At 44.3% G+C, this 18,977-nt stretch carries 15 protein-coding genes and 1 tRNA gene; 11 read left to right on the forward strand and 5 right to left on the reverse strand.

All coding sequences use genetic code 11. The annotated features are described in order from the left end of the window. Positions 1–367 precede the first annotated feature (367 nt). Positions 368–1,933, forward strand: coding sequence for a peptide MFS transporter (locus BQ7489_RS04190; RefSeq protein WP_072530063.1), 1,566 nt, complete (start codon positions 368–370; stop codon positions 1,931–1,933). A 96-nt stretch (positions 1,934–2,029) separates the two neighbouring features. Here BQ7489_RS04190 and BQ7489_RS04195 read toward each other — a convergent pair whose 3' ends face one another. The 3 genes from BQ7489_RS04195 to BQ7489_RS04205 all read right to left on the reverse strand — a co-directional run bounded on the left by BQ7489_RS04195 (position 2,030) and on the right by BQ7489_RS04205 (position 5,911). Further along, the gene (locus BQ7489_RS04195) at positions 2,030–3,580 is read right to left on the reverse strand and encodes a peptide MFS transporter (protein ID WP_072530064.1); all 1,551 of its coding nucleotides are present in this window, start codon (positions 3,578–3,580) and stop codon (positions 2,030–2,032) included. Positions 3,581–3,758: 178 nt separating this feature from the next. Then, positions 3,759–4,361 carry a tetratricopeptide repeat protein gene (locus tag BQ7489_RS04200; protein WP_072530065.1) on the reverse strand — a complete coding sequence of 201 codons (603 nt, stop codon included), beginning with the start codon at positions 4,359–4,361 and terminating at the stop codon, positions 3,759–3,761. Positions 4,362–4,462: 101 nt separating this feature from the next. Continuing rightward, a complete protein-coding gene (locus BQ7489_RS04205; protein ID WP_072530066.1) occupies positions 4,463–5,911 on the reverse strand; it encodes a sodium:solute symporter in 1,449 nt (482 codons plus the stop codon). Positions 5,912–5,975: 64 nt separating this feature from the next. Between BQ7489_RS04205 and recR the strand changes: the two genes are divergently transcribed. The 3 genes from recR to BQ7489_RS04220 are packed head-to-tail and all read left to right on the forward strand — an operon-like array spanning position 5,976 to position 7,607. Further along, complete coding sequence (recR, locus tag BQ7489_RS04210; protein ID WP_072532018.1) at positions 5,976–6,596, forward strand: recombination mediator RecR; 621 nt, start codon at positions 5,976–5,978, stop codon at positions 6,594–6,596. An 18-nt stretch (positions 6,597–6,614) separates the two neighbouring features. Continuing rightward, entirely contained in the window at positions 6,615–7,070 is a 456-nt protein-coding gene (locus BQ7489_RS04215; protein ID WP_072530067.1) for a hypothetical protein, read from the forward strand. Between the two features lie 3 nt (positions 7,071–7,073). After that, positions 7,074–7,607, forward strand: a complete 534-nt coding sequence (locus BQ7489_RS04220) for a GNAT family N-acetyltransferase (protein WP_072530068.1) — start codon at positions 7,074–7,076, stop codon at positions 7,605–7,607. On the opposite strand, the gene BQ7489_RS04225 is transcribed toward BQ7489_RS04220, so the two are convergent. Continuing rightward, on the reverse strand, positions 7,596–8,186 hold the full coding sequence (locus BQ7489_RS04225) for a YqgE/AlgH family protein (protein WP_072532019.1): 591 nt from the start codon (positions 8,184–8,186) through the stop codon (positions 7,596–7,598). The genes BQ7489_RS04220 and BQ7489_RS04225 overlap by 12 nt on opposite strands. 173 nt (positions 8,187–8,359) lie before the next feature. Here BQ7489_RS04225 and BQ7489_RS04230 point away from each other — a divergent pair. The 5 genes from BQ7489_RS04230 to BQ7489_RS04250 all read left to right on the forward strand — a co-directional run bounded on the left by BQ7489_RS04230 (position 8,360) and on the right by BQ7489_RS04250 (position 12,669). Further along, positions 8,360–8,433 (forward strand) — tRNA-Asp (locus tag BQ7489_RS04230). Positions 8,434–8,599: 166 nt separating this feature from the next. Next, positions 8,600–8,896: a hypothetical protein gene (locus BQ7489_RS17640; protein WP_204352740.1), complete on the forward strand. Its 297-nt coding sequence runs from the start codon at positions 8,600–8,602 to the stop codon at positions 8,894–8,896. 127 nt (positions 8,897–9,023) lie between these two features. After that, positions 9,024–9,725: a nucleoside-specific channel-forming Tsx family protein gene (locus BQ7489_RS04240; protein WP_072530069.1), complete on the forward strand. Its 702-nt coding sequence runs from the start codon at positions 9,024–9,026 to the stop codon at positions 9,723–9,725. 37 nt (positions 9,726–9,762) lie between these two features. Beyond that, positions 9,763–11,049: an NCS2 family permease gene (locus BQ7489_RS04245; protein WP_083580672.1), complete on the forward strand. Its 1,287-nt coding sequence runs from the start codon at positions 9,763–9,765 to the stop codon at positions 11,047–11,049. 297 nt (positions 11,050–11,346) lie between these two features. Next, a complete protein-coding gene (locus tag BQ7489_RS04250) occupies positions 11,347–12,669 on the forward strand; it encodes a family 43 glycosylhydrolase (protein WP_072530071.1) in 1,323 nt (440 codons plus the stop codon). Here BQ7489_RS04250 and BQ7489_RS04255 read toward each other — a convergent pair. After that, positions 12,656–16,525: a hybrid sensor histidine kinase/response regulator transcription factor gene (locus tag BQ7489_RS04255; RefSeq protein WP_072530072.1), complete on the reverse strand. Its 3,870-nt coding sequence runs from the start codon at positions 16,523–16,525 to the stop codon at positions 12,656–12,658. The genes BQ7489_RS04250 and BQ7489_RS04255 overlap by 14 nt on opposite strands. A 202-nt stretch (positions 16,526–16,727) precedes the next feature. Between BQ7489_RS04255 and BQ7489_RS04260 the strand changes: the two genes are divergently transcribed. Together BQ7489_RS04260 and BQ7489_RS04265 are read left to right on the forward strand one after the other, a co-directional pair. Beyond that, positions 16,728–17,426, forward strand: a complete 699-nt coding sequence (locus BQ7489_RS04260) for an acetylxylan esterase (protein WP_072530073.1) — start codon at positions 16,728–16,730, stop codon at positions 17,424–17,426. 35 nt (positions 17,427–17,461) lie between these two features. After that, positions 17,462–18,913, forward strand: a complete 1,452-nt coding sequence (locus BQ7489_RS04265; protein ID WP_072530074.1) for a family 43 glycosylhydrolase — start codon at positions 17,462–17,464, stop codon at positions 18,911–18,913. The last annotated feature ends 64 nt before the right edge of the window (positions 18,914–18,977 follow it).

Consider the following 18,977-nt stretch of genomic DNA (forward strand, 5'->3'; position numbering starts at 1 on the left):
TAATACTAATCAATATATACGGTTTAGGTTGCAAAATTAATAAAAGTAGTTGAATTACTTACATTGTAAGAGATGAAAATCCGTCCTTTGTCGGTAAAGGTGAACCTGTGCCGCAGGCCGGATGGAAATCTTCAAGTTCTTTTGTCTGGAAGTTCAAGTCCTTTTAACTGGTCCGTCAAGGCGTTTTCATTGACATTTCAAATTCTTTTTTCAGAAAATTCAAGTTCTTTTGGCAGAATATCAAGTTCTTTTTTGCCGTTCCGGATGTTTATACGGCTTAAATTCCGACAAAATGTGTAAATATTCGCCACTTTATTATATATTTGCGGATAAATAATTATTAATCCTTAAAAAAATTCATTGACTTATGTTCAAAAATCATCCTAAAGGTTTGCTGGCAGCAGCAATATCCAACATGGGCGAACGTTTTGGCTATTACATCATGAATGCCGTGCTGGTGTTGTTTCTCTGTTCCAAGTTCGGCTTGAGTGACGAAACCAGTTCCATCATCTATTCGGTATTTTATTGTGGCATCTATGTATTGAGCCTGGTTGGGGGTATCATTGCCGACAAGACACAAAATTATAAGGCTACTATCATGTCCGGGCTGATAGTGATGTCCTTGGGATATGTAATCCTTTCTGTTCCGGTATTGTCTACCGAAAACAATATCGGCTGGCTGTTGCCGCTTACCTGTGTGGCATTATTCCTGATTGCTTTCGGTAACGGTCTGTTCAAGGGGAACCTGCAGGCTATTGTGGGCCAGATGTATGACAATTATGAAAAGGAAGCTGCCGAAAAGGGTCCCGAGGCCCTCAAGGTTGCCAGAAGTCGCCGTGATTCCGGTTTCCAGATATTCTACGTATTCATCAATGTGGGTGGTCTGGTAGCCCCGTTCGTGGCTCCGTTGCTGAGAGAGTGGTGGCTGAAAGCACACAGTCTGGCTTATAACGCCGATCTTCCTGCATTGTGTCACCAGTATCTTAAGGAAGGTGCAGGTATGGCCGCCGAAAGTTTCCAGAACATGTCTGAGCTGGTAGTCAAGGTAGGAGGTACCATGACAGGCGATATGACTGCGTTCTGTACGGAGTATCTTGATGTGTTCAACACCGGTATCCATTATTCCTTCATCGCTTCGGTACTGGCTATGCTCATTTCCTTGTTTATCTTCATCATCAACCGGAATGTGTTCCCTACCCCGGGCAAGAAGACAGCCCAAAGTGCTGCCGGTTATACTCCGGAAGAGAAGGCTGCCATGGCCAAGGAAATCAAGCAGCGTATGTATGCCTTGTTCGCCGTGCTGGCCATCGTAATCTTCTTCTGGTTCTCATTCCATCAGAACGGTCAGTCGCTTTCCCTCTTCGCGCGTGACTTTGTGGTGACCGAAAGTATCGCTCCCGAAATTTGGCAGGCAGTGAATCCATTCTTCGTGATTGTGCTGACTCCGATCATCATGTGGTTCTTCGGGATGTTCACACGCCGCGGCAAAGAGATTTCTACTCCTAGAAAAATTGCCATCGGTATGGCTGTAGCGGGTATCGCTTACTTGTTCCTGGCTATTTATTCCGGTGTTATGGACTATCCTTCCGCCACCGATTTCAAGGCGTTGTCCGACTCGGCCAAAGCAGGTGTAAAGGCAGGTCCATGGGTCTTGATTGTGGTTTATTTCTTCCTCACCGTTGCCGAGCTGTTCATTTCTCCGCTGGGGCTTTCATTTGTTTCGAAAGTTGCTCCAAAGAATGTGCAGGGATTGTGCCAGGGATTGTGGCTGGGAGCTACCGCTGTTGGTAACATCTTCCTGTGGATCGGTCCGCTGATGTATAACAAACTTCCTATCTGGGAATGTTGGGCAGTTTTCTTTGTGGTATGTCTGATTTCGATGGGCGTTATGCTTGGAATGGTCAAATGGCTTGAACGTGTAGTGAACTGTTAAGACATTAACCAGTATATTACAGAATAAAATATCCATAAAAAAGAGTCGCTTCGGCCGGTGCCGGGCGACTCTTTTTTATGGATAAATAGCAGAGGATTATTCAGTGCCTTTCATCATTCCGTTGAGCTTGCCTGAAAGCAGGAAGAGGATGACGGCTGCCGTACCGCTCATGAATACGAACAGCATGAAGAATTCATACAGGTTGGTGATCTGGTATCCCATAAAGCTTCTGGCCATACCTCCTTCCGGATAATAACCGCTTAATACACCTGCAAACTTGTTGGCCGCCGATGTGCTGAGATACCATACTCCCATGAGCAGGGAAGAGAAACGGAGCGGGGAGAGCCTGTATACGAGCGACAGTCCGATTGGGGCCAGGCAAAGTTCACCGATGGTGTGTATGAGGTAAAGTCCGGTCAGCCACAGCATGCTTACCTTTACTCCCGGAGCCACGTCCTTTACTCCGTATGCGATAAACAGGTATCCCATAGATAGCAGGAACAGTCCGATAGCCTGTTTGCGGGGTGAACTCGGCTCAATCCCTTTCCGGCCCAGGAAGGACCAGAATGAAGCCAGTATAGGAGCCAGTACAACAATCATGATGGGGTTGAACGACTGGAAATAGGCCGCTGGCATTTCCCATCCACCTATCATACGGTCGGTCTGTTCGTCGGCGAAAAACGTCAGTGAAGCTCCTGCCTGTTCGTAGGCGGCCCAGAAGAAGATGACGAAAAAGGCTATGATATAGATTACTCCGATGCGTGTCTTTTCGGTTCTTGTCAGGCTCCGGTCGGTAATGATTGTTATCGGAATTACAATGGTTGTGGCATAGATGATGGAGCCTATCCAGTCGGCTCCGGTAAAAAGTCCTTCACCTGTATTTCCCCAGTTGACGGAAAACAGGACTGTAAGAATGACGGTTCCCGCCACCATCCAGGTTGTCCGTTTGTTCCCGTTCTTGTCTTTGGGTGTCTGCGCTTCGGAATCTGCCGGTTTCCGCTTGGGAGCGATTCCTACAGGATTCCCTTCGGGGTCATGAATGTATCTGTTCTTAAAGATAGAGAATACGGCTGCTCCCAGAATCATACCTATGCATGCCGAGAGGAACCCCCATTTGAAATCTTCCGGATGTCCGGTATTCCCCACAAGTCCGCATACCAGCGGGGCCAGCATCGAACCTGCGTTGACGCCCATGTAGAAAATGGTGAATGCCGAGTCTTTCCGTGTATCGTTGTCGGTATAGAGGCGGCCTACCATGGTGGAGATGTTTGGCTTGAAAAAACCGTTTCCTAAGATCAGCAGACCGAGGCCGCAGAACATGAGCCATTTGGCTAGTCCTATCTGGTGGAAATAGCAGGCGCTCAGGAAGAGGAAGAATTGTCCTACTGCCATGGTCAGTGCCCCAACTACGATAGAACGCCGGTTTCCCCAGTAGCGGTCGGCTATATAGCCACCTATCAGCGGAGTCAGATAAACCAATCCGGTATAACTTCCGTATACTTGCGATGCGAATTCTTTGTCGAAAAGAAGTGCCTGTACCATATACAGCATGAACAATGCACGCATGCCGTAGTAACTGAAACGTTCCCACATTTCGGTTACGAAAAGGAGATAAAGTCCTTTTGGATGTCCTTTTGTTGGATTCATTTTTGTTATATTGATAAAATGTTATAGTTTTCTGTAAAAACATTGCAAAAGTAACAAAAAGATTCTTCTTGGCAAAATTCAGGACATTCTCTGTATTGTAGCGGATTACAGAAATAAAAAAAGGCAGCAATTTGCTGCCTTTTTTCCCCTTACGGGCTGATACTGATGATGATACTATTTAGCGTTCGGCCGTTATTCCCTGATAGCTTGTTGTAACCCGGTCCATGAATGTCGGGTCCGGATTGGCCATGATAAGCTGTTGCATCAGGTCGAATACATCGGCTTGGCTGTCAAGTTTCAATGCAGACTGAATATCGGCAAGCGAAGCTTCGTAGTTACCGCTGTTGAGATAGATTTCCGCACGGGTCCGATAGTTTTCAGCGTCATTGGGTGTCAGGCGGATAGCTTCGCTCAGATCTTTTTCAGCATCGGCGTAGTCCTTTGCGTTCATGAGGAGGGAACCCCGTGTAAAATAGGCGAATGAGCGGTATTCGGCATCATTTTCCGGAATCAGTTCAAGGCTGGTGTTGGCAGCTTGGAGGGCCAGTTTCATATCGCCCGCCACGTTGCAGATCAAAGCCATATAACAATGTGCATATCCGTTGTTCGGGTTCCGGTTGATTTCTTCGTTCAGGTATTTGTAGGCCTTTTCTACATCTCCGTTGTTCAAGGCTTCTACGCCTTTGATATAATTGTCTCCTTGCGGTCGGTTAAGGGATTGTCCGGACAGCAGGTTAATGCTCATCAGACAACATAATAGTGTAACAAATAGTGTTTTCATAATAGTTATTAAATTTTTGAGTTGTCGGTTGCAAATCTAATCAGTTTTTAGGAAAGAGAATAATCTGCAAGAATATATTTTTTATGTTTAAAATCAGTTTTTTAACATTTCCGAAAACTGGACAGGTATAATCCGAAGAAGGTCAACAGTCCGTTCAACATCAAAATTTCATATCCGAACTGGTATCCGGTAGTGAGGTATACGCTCCGGTAGATGGCGTAACAGATGATGGGAGAGGCTATGGCTATATAGGGGACAAGGCGGTCGCGCGTGTGTCTTTTGGTAAACAGGCCGAAAGTGAAAAGTCCCAGTAGAGGTCCGTAGGTATAGGACGCCAGCGTATAGATGGAATCTATGACACTTTGGCTTCCGACAGCTTCGAAAGCCAGTATGCATCCGATGAATACGGCCGAAATCAGAAGATGGGCCTGTTTCCGTATGCGTTGTGCGTCGGGTTCGGAATATTTACGTATGTCAATGATATCAATGCAGAAACAGGTGGTGAGGGCTGTCAGGGCCGAGTCGGCACTGGAGAATGCGGCGGCAATGATACCTATTGTAAAGAGTATCAGTACTGTTGGTCCCAAATAACCTTCTGCGGCAAACAGTGGCAGTATATCGTCTCCTTTTTCGGGTAAGGTTATCCCCATCTGAGGGGCGGCGGCAAGCAACAGTATTCCCAGAATCAGAAAAAGGAAGTTGACCGGGACGAATGAACAGCCGTAACAATACATGTTTTTCTGTGCATCTTTCAGGTTGCGGCAGGTCAGGTTTTTCTGTATCATGTCCTGGTCCAGGCCAGTCATGACAATTGTGATGAAGATACCGCTGAAAAACTGTTTGAAGAAATTCTGTTTTGAACCCCAGTCATCGAAAACGAATATACGGTTATGACCGCTTTCCTGTATTGTCCTGATTACTCCGCCGAAGTTAAGATCCATGCTCTTGGTTACTTGTACGATAATGAGGACAAGTGCCAGCAGCAGGCAGAAGGTCTGGAGACTGTCGGTCCATACGATGGTACGGATGCCGCTTTTGCGTGTATAGAGCCAGATAAGGATTACGGTTCCGATGGCGGTGACGGCAAACGGTATCCGATAGGCGTCGAATACATAATGCTGCAGGATGATGCATACCAGATATAGCCGGGCAGCGGCTCCCAGCATTTTGGACAGAAGGAAAAAGGTTGCTCCGGTCTTGTAGGAATGTCGTCCTATCCGTTCTCCCAGGTAGGTATAGATTGATGTCAGGTTAAGCCGGTAATAGAGCGGCAGCAATACATGGGCGATAATCAGGTAGCCGAACAGGAATCCGAGACAGGTCTGCATATAGGTCATGTCGATGCTTCGTACCATACCGGGTACCGAGACGAATGTGACTCCGGAAAGTGAGGCTCCTATCATACCGAAGGATACGATATACCAGGGGGATTGCCTGTTCCCGCGGAAGAATGCGTCGTTGTCACTGTGCTTTTCGCCGGTGAAACGGGCTATTAGAAGAAGGATACTGAAGTAGGCAAGTATGGTTACAAGGATATAAATTCCATTCATGATTTTTCTTTTGTCGGCAAATATACGTGAATTTTATCTATATTTGCCGGCAAATAAGGAAACAATGAATCAACAATATCCGTCTGTTTTATTGGAAAAGGCTGTAGGCGAGTTTGCCAAACTTCCCGGAATTGGCCGTAAGACAGCCATGCGGCTGGTTCTGCACCTGTTGCGGCAGGATACCCAGACGGTGGAAGCTTTCGGGAATGCGGTCATCAAGCTGAAGCATGAGGTGAAATATTGTAAGGTATGTCATAATATATCCGATACGGAAGTGTGCCAGATCTGTTCGAACCCTTCGCGTGATGCTTCTACGGTTTGTGTGGTGGAGAACATCCGTGACGTAATGGCTGTGGAGAATACGCAGCAGTACCGCGGACTGTATCATGTACTGGGAGGAGTGATTTCACCTATGGAAGGAATCGGTCCTTCCGATCTGCAGATTGAAAGTCTGGTTGAAAGAGTGAAAAGCGGAACGGTCAAGGAAGTGATCCTTGCGTTGAGCTCTACAATGGAAGGTGACACGACCAATTTCTATATTTTCCGGAAACTGGCTCCTTATCCTGAGGTCAAACTGACGATGATAGCACGGGGAATCTCCATAGGCGATGAGCTGGAATATACGGATGAAGTGACATTGGGGCGCTCTATAGTGAACCGTACCTTATTTACAGGAACTATGTAAAAACATGAGAGAAAGAAGATGGAAAAGGAAATTAGCCGGCTGCTTAATTGCCTGAGAATAGAATACGGCGTGTTCTGGTTTGCCAGCCTCTTGCTGGTTGTGTTGTATGAGTCTGATATTTTGCCGCAGGGGATAATGGCAGGCGATGTCCGTATGGAATATATGTTGGAGGTTGTCGGCATATTGATGGCCGTTGCATTGATACCTTTGTCGTTACGTCTCTTCAGCCTTTCGCTCACCAGGTATGTGCGCAGCCTGGCCCTGGAGGAGGCCTTGCGGAGTTACCGACGCTGGAATGAAGTGCGCATAGCCTTGCTCCTCGTTCCGGCATTGTTGAATCTGTCGGTCTATTACTGGACGATGAACACCACCGGGGTGCTGTGTGGCTGTATGGTCATGGTGGCTGCATTGTTCTGTGTCCCTACCCGTGAACGTATGCTGGAAGAGCTTGATTTGCAGAATTTAAATCAATAAAGTATGGCGGCTGCTTTATATACCGATAAAATCCGCTTGCGGGCTCCGGAGCCGGAAGACCTGGATATCATGTTTTCGTTCGAGAATGATGAAGAGTTGTGGGAAAACGGAATTGCTACAGGACCGTATTCTCGTTATCAGCTAAAGCGGTATATAGCCGAATCACAGAACAACCTCTTTACCGACGGACAGCTTCGCCTGATGATAGAAATGGATTCGGGGGAGGTTGCCGGTATTGTAGACCTGTTTTCATACGATAACCGTCACCGCCGTGCCGAGGTGGGAATGGTAATCCGTCGGGAATACCGTAGACAGGGGATAGCACAGACAGCCTTACAGCTGTTGGAAAAGCATTGTTTTATGTTGCTGGGTATCCATCAGCTGTATGTCTATGTCTGTAAGGATAATATAGCCGGTATGGCTTTGTTTGAATCGGCAGGATATAAATTATCGGGGATATTGACCGACTGGTTACATTCCGGTTCCGGTTATAGGGATGTCTGCATTCTGCAGAAGATCGCTTCTTCAATTACATGACGGGTATTGTGGATATTTGGCCCATAAGGCATAAGAATTTCCTAAAGTGAACATGCTGGCCTGCCATAGCCTTTTATAGTTATAGTCCAGTAATAGATGTTTGTCGGTAACACCGGTAAACCAGGAATTGTCTTCTATTTCCCTTTCCAGTTGCTCATGTTCCCATCCGGCATAGCCGGCAAAGAAGCGGATATTCCCTTCAATGGGGTTTCCTTCAAGAATGTAGTTCTGCAATTCATTGAAATCACCGTTCAGGTACAATCCGTTTCCAAGGTTGATTGCACCGTTAAGGTCCTTTAGCGTATGAATAAAGAATAGAGTATCCCTACCTACCGGTCCTCCTTTATAGACTGGAATGGAGGGGACGGAATGTAGGTCCGGAACCAGTTGGTTGAGGGTTATATGGTACCGGAAATCTTTATTCATGACAATGCCCATACTTCCTTCTCTGTCATGAGTTACCATCAATACAACAGTCCGTGCGAAATGGTAATCATACAGCAATGGAGATGCAATAAGGATGCTTCCTACATGTGGAAGTACCTTATTCGATTCAACCTGAAAGATATGCATGTTCATGCTCATTAGTGCTATATGATTTGTTTATCATACCAAAGTAATAATTATTATTGAAATATGAAACATTTAGGCGTTTTTTCTAAAAATAATTCGAGAAAATTTGTGTGAATCGAAATTTGTTGTACCTTTGCACCCACAATCAGGAAAGATTGCAAGTGAAACAAAAACATATTGGTGCGTTAGTTCAGTTGGTTAGAATACATGCCTGTCACGCATGGGGTCACGGGTTCGAGTCCCGTACGCACCGCAATAAATATTGAAAATCAATGTTTTATAAAATAAGCACCCGATTTTACACCCCAAAATGTAAAGTCGGGCGTTTTTTATTTTTTAGGAAAAACACCAAGCGAAAAAACACTTGATTTTGTAACATTCCACATGGTTTCGTATCTAAATGGAAAAAGACTAAAGTTATGAAGAATTTAATTTGTATAGTCGGTCTGCTGTGTGTCGTGTTATTGGGTATCATAGATACGGGCTTTGCTCAATCCTTTTCTGTGCAACGTGTAGGTGATGGAAAACAAGCCATTATTCTGATTTCAGGCTTCGCGTGTTCTGGTGAGGTATGGAAACATACCGTTGATAACTTACAAAACAATTTTGCTCTAAATTGGTTTGTACTTCGGCCGCGTATAATAAGAAAACGCAATCGCAAGTCCAATGAATCTGTGAAGTACATTGAAAGTCATAGGGAACAGCTATTAGAATAGGTATTGTCTTTTTGGGCAAATACATAAAATACTTCTTAAAGATAAGGAGTTCTTTACTTTATTATAGGGCTTTTTTATGTAATTTTGCGGCCGATTTTAAAAACCATCAAAAACGAGTTAAATTTAAATGAAAAAATTATTTCTTTTCGTTCTTCTCCTGTCTGCCTTTGTGGGAGAAGTCGTGTCGCAGAACATTCAGTTACACTATGATTTGGGACGTGCCTTGTATAAATCACTTGACGAACGCCCTTGGGTAACTACTACTGTCGAAATGTTCAAGGCCGACAAGTGGGGAAGCACGTATTTCTTTGTCGATATGGATTATACGGATAAGGGAGTGGCTTCAGCCTATTGGGAGATTAGCCGGGAACTGAGATTCTGGAAAGCTCCTTTTTCTGCGCATGTAGAATATAACGGTGGTCTGAATTTCGTCAACAATGCTTTTTTGGGTGGTGCCACTTATTCCTGGAACAACAGTGACTTCTCGAAGACGTTCGGTATTCAGGTGTTGTATAAATACATCCAGAAGAATGTGAAACCACATAATTTCCAGTTGACCGGTACCTGGACCTTGAATTTTTGGCAGGAAAAGTTCACCTTCAGCGGATTTGCCGATTTCTGGCGGGAAAAGCATACGGATGAAAAGGGACAGAATCATAACTTCGTTTTCGTCAGCGAACCGCAGTTCTGGATTAACCTGAACAAGTTCAAGCATGTGAATGACAACCTGAATCTGAGCGTCGGTTCAGAGTGGGAGTTAAGTACGGACTTCGCCACACGCGACGGTTTTTATTTTATTCCGACACTGGCCATGAAGTGGACTTTCTGAAAAACTGATATAGACTTAAAGCAATTATAAAATGAAAATGCTGGAAAAATTATTTGGCTTTAATCCCCGTGAAACCCGTGTGCGTACGGAGATTCTGGCAGGTATTACTACCTTTTTGACCATGGCCTATATTTTGGCGGTCAATCCGAATATCCTGTCGGCTACTGGGATGGATAAGGGAGCCTTGTTTACGACAACGGTCGTGGCTTCTGCTTTTGCCACCTTGCTGATGGCGGTGTATGCTAAACTTCCTTTCGGACTGGCTCCAGGAATGGGACTGAATGCGTTCTTTGCCTATACGGTATGTCTGACATTGGGATATTCCTGGCAATTCGCCCTGACGGCTGTTTTGTTGGAAGGTATTATCTTTATTCTATTGACGATTACCAATCTGCGTGAAAAGATAGTGGATGCACTTCCGCTCACGCTTCGAAATGCCATTGGAGCCGGCATCGGTCTGTTCATTGCATTTATCGGTTTGCAGAATGCCGGTATCATTGTGAACAACGATGCTACACTGCTTTCATTGGGTGACATCACTTCAGGCTCTGCGTTACTGGGTGTGATTGGTCTGCTGGTTACTTCCATTCTGCTGATCAAGAAGGTACGCGGTGCCTTGCTGATCGGTATCCTGTTGACAACCATCATTGGTATTCCGATGGGACAGACCCATTTGAATGAGGTATTCAGTACACCACCTTCTATGGCTCCGATTTTCTGTCAGTTCCAGTGGGAACATATCTTTACCAAGGAAATGGTCATTGTGGTATTCACTTTCCTGTTTGTGGATATGTTTGATACCATTGGTACCCTGGTTGGAGTGACAACAAAGGCCGGGATGGTGACAAAAGACGGAAAAATTCCTCATTTGAAGCAGGCCTTCCTGGTGGATGCAATCGGCACGACGGCTGGGGCCGTATTGGGTACCAGTACCATTACCACCTTTGTGGAGAGTGCTTCGGGAGTAGGAGAAGGAGGACGTAGCGGACTGACTTCATTTGTTACGGCCGTTTGCTTCCTGTTGTCTTTGTTTTTGGCTCCTTTCTTTTTGGCTGTTCCGGGAGCGGCTACTGCTCCGGTGTTGATATTGGTGGGACTGATGATGATGTCGTCTGTCAAGAAAGTGGATTTTCTGGATTATTCTGAGGCTATTCCTGCCTTTATCTGTATCATTTTCATGCCGCTGGCCTATAGCATTTCTGATGGTATTGTGTTGGGAATGATCAGTTATGTATTGATTAATTTGTTGTGTGGACATGTCAAGAAGCTGACACCGGCCATGTATATCTTGTCGGTTATTTTTGTCTTTAAGTTTTTCCTGTAATTTAAGTCTGTTTTGATATATAAGTAGGTGGAAATACCGGTGTAATGAATACCGGTATTTCCATTTTTTTGTATAAAATCTTACCCGTTTTTTGTTGTCTTTTTTATTTTTAAGTTTAATTCGTTGTCTTATATTTGTCGAGTTCTGCATACTTATTTGGAAAATATTTGTTTTATTTTCGTATTGATATAATGGGGTATTTATATATCTGAAAGTATAAAGGATGTATCTGAAAGTGAAAGGTAGTTTGAAGAGGTCTGTGTTAATTTAGCAACATCACAGATAAGATAATATTATATGAAAAAAACACTTCTTTTGCTTGCTACGGTAATGGCAGGTGTCCTTCAGGCACAGAACCCCATTATCCGAGACCAGTTCACTGCCGATCCTACGGCACGAGTATTCAACGGTAAGGTATATCTCTATCCTTCGCATGACATTCCCAGTCCCGTAGATAGGTTGGATAAATGGTTCTGTATGGCGGATTATCATGTCTTTTCTTCTACTAATCTGACGGATTGGACCGATCATGGTGTGATTCTCGATCAGAATAATGTGCCTTGGGTACAGCCTGATTCTTATTCCATGTGGGCTCCCGATTGTGTATATAAAGACGGCAAATATTATTTTTATTTTCCCAGTACTCCGAAAGGGGAGGGACGACGTGGATTTAATATTGGTGTAGCTACGGCCGACAATCCTGAAGGTCCGTTTACTCCGGCAGCCGAACCGATAAAGAATGTTTTCGGAATAGATCCTTGTGTATTGGTCGATACAGATGGAGAATCCTATATATATTGGTCGGGAATGGGTATATCAGTTGCCAAACTGAAACCGTCCATGATGGAACTGGCTTCAGAACCGATACGTGTTCAGGGACTTCCTGAAGGTTTTAAAGAAGGTCCTTTTGCATTCAAGAGAAATGATAAATATTATCTGACCTTTCCATGGGTAGAGAACCAGACTGAAACATTGGCCTATGCCATGAGTGACAGTCCTACCGGTCCGTTTGAATTTAAAGGGGTGATTATGGAGGAATCTCCTGTGGGTTGTTGGACCAATCATCATTCTATTGTGGAATATAACGGACAGTGGTATCTGTTTTATCATCATAATGACTATTCACCGAATTTCGACAAGAACCGTGCGGCGCGTGTTGATTCGCTTTTCTTCCGTGAAGACGGTACAATCAAGAAGGTAAAAGCTACTTTGCGGGGAGTCGGTATTACTGCTGCGAAAAACAAAATCCAGTTGGACCGTTATACGTCTTTGAGTCCTTATGGAGCATTTATCGACTATTTGAATCCTGCAAATCCGTTTGAAGGATGGTTTTTGCAGATTAATCGTCCGGAAGCATGGGTAATATATAATACGGTAGATTTTGGATCTGATACCGTGAAGAAAATGAAGGCACGTGTGCGTTCTGAAAAAGGAGGAAAGATTGTTGTGCGGACTTCTGGAGAGAACGGAAAACCGATAGCCGAACTTCCGGTAAAGGCTACAAACGGATGGGTAGAAATGAATGCGGACGTAAGTTATGCGCCTGCGGGTATCCAGAACCTTACTGTTGTTTCAGAAGGAGAATACCCGGTGGCCATTGACTGGATCAGTTTTGAGTGAGATTCCCTGATTTCTGGCCCGACATGATTTCTGTCGGTGTTTTCCCAAAATATTCTTTAAAGACTTTACTGAAGTAAGCCAGACTGCTGAATCCGCACATCTCGCTTACTTCAGTTGCGTTGAATTCGCCTGAACTGAGTTTTTCCATGGCATAGTTGAGACGGATGGATCGGATAAACTCTACTACAGAAAGATTGGTCAGAGCCTTGATTTTCTTATAGAGCAGTGAAGGGCTTAATGCCAGTGTGGAAGCAAATTCTTCTTTCCCGAATTTTTCATTGGCTATGTTGGCACGTACACATTCTATGGCTTTCTGGATGAATTCGTCATTGATATGATTATTATGGGTTATGGTATGTATATCATTCTGTTTTGTCTGGATGGCTTTCTGGAAGACGGTTCGTCGGTTACGGATGATAGAATCAATACGGCTTGCCAGCAATGCCATGTCGAAAGGTTTGACCAGATAGTTGTCGGCTCCCAATCCTAGTCCGTGCAACTGGTCGGTCTTGTCGGAAAGTGCCGTAAGCAGGATTATAGGAATATGGGAAGTCTCGTATGTGGATTTTATTTTCCGGCACAGTTCGAATCCGTCCATGTGGGGCATCACTATGTCGGAGACTACCAGGTCGGGTTGTAGGGTGGCAATCATTTCCCAGGCTTCTTGTCCGTCATGGGCGGTTGTTATATGGAACCGGTCGTGTAGTGACCGACTCATAAATTCACACAAGTCTTGATTGTCTTCAACGATAAGGATATCGTATACGTTTTGTCCGCTATTTTCGGAACTGTCAGGGTCGTCTAGGGAAGGATGTGTGATTTTACATTCTGCCATTTCCTTGGATGAGGCTGCCTGTAGAGGGACGGTAACGTCAAAAGTAGTTCCTTTGTCGAGTTCACTTGTGACAGTTATTTTGCCATGATGGAGTGCGATGTACTTTTGGCTCATCAGCAGGCCGACTCCGGAACCGATAATCTGTGCATTGATAGCGTTGTCACTGCGATAAAACTCATGAAAAAGTTTACGTTGTGCTTTTTTGCTCATACCTATGCCGTAATCTTTGATACGCAAGTCCCAGCTTGCAGATAGTCCGGTAAAGGTGATTTCAACCTGTTCTCCTGGTCGGGAGTATTTTACGGCATTGGACAGCAGGTTGTCTATGACCCTTTCCATCATACGTATATCGGCCTGTATCCAATAATCTTCCGGTGAGAAACCGGCTTTGATATCTATCTGTTTTCCCATTGCATAGGCTTTGTATACTTCAATACGCCGTCTTATCAAGTCGGCTATGTTTACATTGCTGAATGAGGCTTGTTCACGTCCTATGTCAAGTTTTTCGAAATCAAGTAGTTGGGTGGCCGTATCCGATAGACGTTTGGTCTGTTCGGAGGCCAGTTGCAGGCATCTGTTACCCCATGGAGAAAGTCCTTTTTCTTTGTAAAGTTCTTCAATCGGTGCTTTTATAAGCATGAGTGAAGTACGTATGTCGTGAGCCATTTGGGTAAAGAAGCGTATTTTTTCATCGGCATATCGGCGGTGCAGGCGCTGCATGTAGTAGCGTATGCTTAACCATAATATGCCGATGATTACAGCTAGGATAGATATCCGGAACCATATGGTATTCCAGAATGGAGGCTTGACTATGATATCCAGTTGCCGTTGTGCCAGAATATTTCCGTCGTAGAGCCGGATGCAGAGCGTATATTTTCCCGCTGGAAGATTGGTATAGTTGATATACCGGTTTGAGTTGTATGTACTCCATTTTTTATCTTGACCTGTAAGTTTCCATGAAAATGTAGCCGAGTTGCTGACATATCCTATTGGAAGGACGGATAGAGTGAAAGAATTTTGTGGATAGTCCATCTGGAGGGTAGATAGATGGTCGACAGGAACCGAGAGGTTAAAATCCTCTATATCACGGATGGAACGTCCTGCCAATTGTATGTCGGAGAAATAGATACGTCCTGAAGAGGGGGTCGGATCTATTATATGAGGATTGAACATGATAACTCCTTTGTTGCATCCGAAGGCCAGTCTGCCGTCAGGCAGCCGGTAAGCAGAATTGGCATTAAAGGATTCGTCGGCCAGTAATCTCTGGTTGGCAAATGTCTGTACTTTCTTATCGGTAAGGTTAAGACGACATAGCCCGTTGTCGGTACCTATCCACAGCTCATTTCCTTCTAACAGCATACTTTGGGTACAATTGCTGGGAAGACCTTGTTGGGTAGTGATATGTGTCTGTTTGCCGTCGTGTCTGTCTAAACCGATGATGCCGTCACCGGAGGTGCATATCCATATTGTTTGTCTGGTGACGATAATGTTATGTACGGTGCGGTCAGACAGGAGTGTATTGGTCTTCCCTGTTTCCTTATTTATCTGAATCAGTCCATGGGCACATCCCAGTAGTATTTTTCCAGGAGAGAGTTCGGCAAAGCAATAGACATCTTGTGGCACATATGTGTTCAGTTTTCCACTTTCTGGATGATAGCAATGTACGTTGCCTTTGACTCCTCCTAACCATACATCGCCTTCACTGTCGGTGTAAGTGGCAAATACAAATCCACCGGGACTAAAAATGCCCCCCTTGTTGTCGCTATAATGACGGATTTCATGTCCGTCGGATTCATCCAATACATAGAAACCTTCTCCGTATGTGCCGGCATAAATCTGTCCTTTCTTATCGGTTGTAAGTGACAGGAAGGTGAGCTGGCGTCCTCCATATAGCTGTTTCCATTCATGTGTGCGGGCATTACGGTAACTGAGACCGTTGTTTGTCGCTATCCATAGGTTTCCTCTGGAGTCGGTAATAATATGGTTTACCTCGTTGTTGTGTAGGGACTGTGGATTGTTGATTTCATGTATCAGATGTTCGATTGCTGATGGCTTTGCATCTGTATATTGTAGTCCTCCGCTGGTAGTGGCTGTCCATATTCTGTTGTAATCATCGAGTAATAAGGCATAGACACTGTTTCCACGCAGAGAAGATGGATCATCTGGATTTTCATGCAGTTTATTCCCTACTTGGTTGGTTTGTCGGTCAAGTATCCAGATACCTGCCCCGTCAATTCCTATCCATATGGAATGGTTGTCCGGTATCAGTATGGACCGTACAATGAGTGCCGGAAAATCTGTGATAGTAACTTTTTTGAGTTTTTGTTCCTTCAGTCCATATTGCCATACTCCGGCATCGTAAGTTCCGATCCATACTTTCTGATTGACAACATCATAGCTGGAGGAAGATATAAGATGGGGCATTGTTCCTTTTAATTCCTTTAATGCATAGTTATGCGTATCAATCTTGTAGAAAGATGATTGTATGCAGGCCAATATTTCGTGTCCGTCCAGGGTTGTAACATATGACATACCTGCTTTTTGTACTAAAATAGGTATTGTTTCTTCTCCTTTCCGGATATAGATTCCCCGGCTGGTACTTATCCATACTTTACCGTCGGTATCTATGAGCAGGTTGGTTACCCAGTTTTCTTTTTGGAGTAGGAGTGAAAGGGTAAACCAGTATTCGAATTGGTCAAGAATAGGATTGTATCGAAATATCTCTCCGTTTTGTGTAGCAGCAATCAGTTGGCTGTCACGGCAAGCCAGTTTGATCTGCATGACGTTTGTTGTAACGGATGGAAGGCTATAAAGGCGATAATCATTGGACGCTACACGTAGGATGCCAGTGCGGGAGGCTGCCCAGATAAATCCGTTGTTGTCACGTACCACTGCTGTAATTCCTTTTACAGGCAGTCCTGAGAGGTCATTGATATTGTTGAATGCAAAATCCTGAGATACTGCATGAACAGGTAAAAGGAGTATTAAAATACTTGTTATTAATAATATTGTGTTTTTCATATCTTTGGTCTTTTCCTTTGGTAAAGGTGTTACAAAGATAAATAAAAATGCGTCATATTATTTAAAAGTGCAAGGAAAGTGTCTGAAAGTGCAAGATTGAGAGTGTATATCTGGTTATATTTGTGACAAAATCAGAAACCTTAAAGGATTGATATGGTGTAGACTTATCCATTTTTATATAATAATGAAAAACACAATTTTGATGAAGACTTTTTATTTCAGATCAATGCTGGCGATTTGTTTCGCCGTGCTGTCGGGTGTGTATGGATATGCCCAGAAAAAGGCAACGGATTATAGCTTGTCTCCTTATTTTTCACCGGGTACAACCCAAGTCATGTCGCCTGACCAAGATGGTTTTATCCGACGTTGGTTATTATTGGACCCTATTGACAAGCCAAACCGTAGCAATACAGTTTTTACAGACAGTTATCTTCGTGAAGTACTTACGGCCAAATATTATTCCGAACAATTTACGAAATTGCCTAAAGATGGTGAAAAGGTAAAGGTCGGAAAACAGAAACTGACATGGCATGCACTTGAGAGCAATATGTTTAATGTGAAACTTTTCCGTTTTGCCTCTAGACGTGATAAGCAGGTATATGGTGTATTGTTTCTTGCAGCTACTGTAATTGAGTGTCCGGAAGATTTGTCTGGCGTCAGAATGTCTGTAGGTTCGAATTCTGCTTCCATGTGGTGGCTCAACGGGGAGGAGGCTGTTCTGTTGTCTGGTGACCGTCGAATGGTAGTGGATGATTGTCTTTCAAGACGGCTTACATTGAAAAAAGGCAAGAATGTTATTTGGGGGGCTGTTATCAACGGACCGGGAATGAGTGATTTTTGTCTTCGTTTCCTGGATGAAAATGGAAATCCCATCAAAAATATTACTGTCAGTTACAAATAAACACTATATACTATCTACTACTTACAAATAAAATTATGAAAACAAAAGTTATATTTTGGGGTATGGCTGCCCTTTTACCTTTTATGATTTCAGAAAAAGCCGTAGCACAGATTGGTGAACCTTATATACATGATCCTTCTACTATAATGGAATGTGATGGAAAGTATTATACTTTCGGTACAGGTGGCGGTGGATTGATTTCTGAAGACGGGTGGACATGGAAAGGTGGAGGTGTAAGACCGGGCAGAGGAGCAGCTCCCGATGCTATAAAAATAGGAGACCGGTATCTTATTGCTTACAGTGCTACCGGGGGAGGCTTGGGTGGAAGCCATAGAGGGGAAGTTTTGACTATGTGGAACAAAACGCTGGATCCTGCTTCTCCTGATTTCAAATATACTGATGCGGTGGTGGTTGCTATGTCGGAAGATGGTGATGACTGTGATGCCATTGATCCGGGATTGTTGCTTGATCCCACAGATGGACGTCTGTGGTTGTCGTATGGTACATATTTTGGTTTTATCCGGCTGGTTGAACTTGATCCTGCTACCGGTAAGCGGATAGAGGGAAATGAACCTATCAATATAGCTATCGATTGTGAAGCTACTGATCTTATCTACCGTAACGGTTGGTATTATCTGCTTGGTACGCATGGAACATGTTGTGATGGTCCTAACTCTACTTATAATATCGTAGTTGGACGTTCACGTAAAGTTACGGGACCTTATCTTGATAATATGGGTCGGGATATGTTGGAAGGCGGTGGAAAAATGGTACTTGCTGCTGGAAACCGTCAGACCGGTGCCGGTCACTTTGGCCGCTTTATCGAGACAGAAGGCGTGGAGAAGATGTCGTGTCATTTTGAAGCGGATTTCGACCGTGGAGGTCGTAGCGTGCTTGCCATACGCCCGCTTTTATGGAAGAATGACTGGCCGGTGGCCGGTGAAGTCTTCAAGGAAGGTACTTATGAAATAGAATCAGAGCGAAGAGGTTATGGACTTGAACTGTGTGTTGACTTCATACGTATGGAAGGAGGAATGCATCGGTTCTGGGAAAAGACAGAAGAGCCTATTGTGCCGTTAAAATCGCAGACACTGGAAGATGTGATTGATACATGGCCGAAGGGTAATATAGACGTAAGGATCGGTGACTATATGTTCCGGCCTCATCAAAGATGGACTATTACTGCTGTACCCGATGCCGGCGGATATCTGGGAGCTCCTTATTATAAGATTGTGATTGAAGGCACAAACCGTGCTTTGGCGGCTACGTCTGATGCGGAAGTAGTGACTGTTCCTGAATTTACGGGGGCTCCTGAACAACTTTGGCGGATAGAACAACTGACCGATGGAACTTATCGTATTATGCCGAAAGAGATACCGGGTGTAGACGAAGAATTAGTATTGGTGTCTGTTGGTGATAGTACTCCTTCATTGGGTAAGTTCGATATGAACAGTGATAATTCCAAATGGAATTTCCGTGACCATTGATGCCGGGTTGTAGCGTCAGATTAAAGAACCTTGTTAACCTTAAATGCTATTTAAAAAATACCGG

The organism is Bacteroides ilei (genome assembly GCF_900128495.1).
In the GTDB taxonomy this organism is placed as follows: domain Bacteria; phylum Bacteroidota; class Bacteroidia; order Bacteroidales; family Bacteroidaceae; genus Phocaeicola; species Phocaeicola ilei.

Coding starts and splice junctions, on each gene's coding strand:
- BQ7489_RS04250 (WP_072530071.1), top strand. CDS start 11,347: ATGAAAAAAACACTTCTTTTGCTTGCTACGGTAATGGCAGGTGTCCTT.
- BQ7489_RS04255 (WP_072530072.1), bottom strand. CDS start 16,525: ATGAAAAACACAATATTATTAATAACAAGTATTTTAATACTCCTTTTA.
- BQ7489_RS04215 (WP_072530067.1), top strand. CDS start 6,615: ATGGAAAAGGAAATTAGCCGGCTGCTTAATTGCCTGAGAATAGAATAC.
- BQ7489_RS04240 (WP_072530069.1), top strand. CDS start 9,024: ATGAAAAAATTATTTCTTTTCGTTCTTCTCCTGTCTGCCTTTGTGGGA.
- BQ7489_RS04205 (WP_072530066.1), bottom strand. CDS start 5,911: ATGAATGGAATTTATATCCTTGTAACCATACTTGCCTACTTCAGTATC.
- BQ7489_RS04245 (WP_083580672.1), top strand. CDS start 9,763: ATGCTGGAAAAATTATTTGGCTTTAATCCCCGTGAAACCCGTGTGCGT.
- BQ7489_RS04260 (WP_072530073.1), top strand. CDS start 16,728: ATGAAGACTTTTTATTTCAGATCAATGCTGGCGATTTGTTTCGCCGTG.
- recR (WP_072532018.1), top strand. CDS start 5,976: ATGAATCAACAATATCCGTCTGTTTTATTGGAAAAGGCTGTAGGCGAG.
- BQ7489_RS04225 (WP_072532019.1), bottom strand. CDS start 8,186: ATGAACATGCATATCTTTCAGGTTGAATCGAATAAGGTACTTCCACAT.
- BQ7489_RS04220 (WP_072530068.1), top strand. CDS start 7,074: ATGGCGGCTGCTTTATATACCGATAAAATCCGCTTGCGGGCTCCGGAG.
- BQ7489_RS04195 (WP_072530064.1), bottom strand. CDS start 3,580: ATGAATCCAACAAAAGGACATCCAAAAGGACTTTATCTCCTTTTCGTA.
- BQ7489_RS04265 (WP_072530074.1), top strand. CDS start 17,462: ATGAAAACAAAAGTTATATTTTGGGGTATGGCTGCCCTTTTACCTTTT.
- BQ7489_RS04190 (WP_072530063.1), top strand. CDS start 368: ATGTTCAAAAATCATCCTAAAGGTTTGCTGGCAGCAGCAATATCCAAC.
- BQ7489_RS04200 (WP_072530065.1), bottom strand. CDS start 4,361: ATGAAAACACTATTTGTTACACTATTATGTTGTCTGATGAGCATTAAC.
- BQ7489_RS17640 (WP_204352740.1), top strand. CDS start 8,600: ATGAAGAATTTAATTTGTATAGTCGGTCTGCTGTGTGTCGTGTTATTG.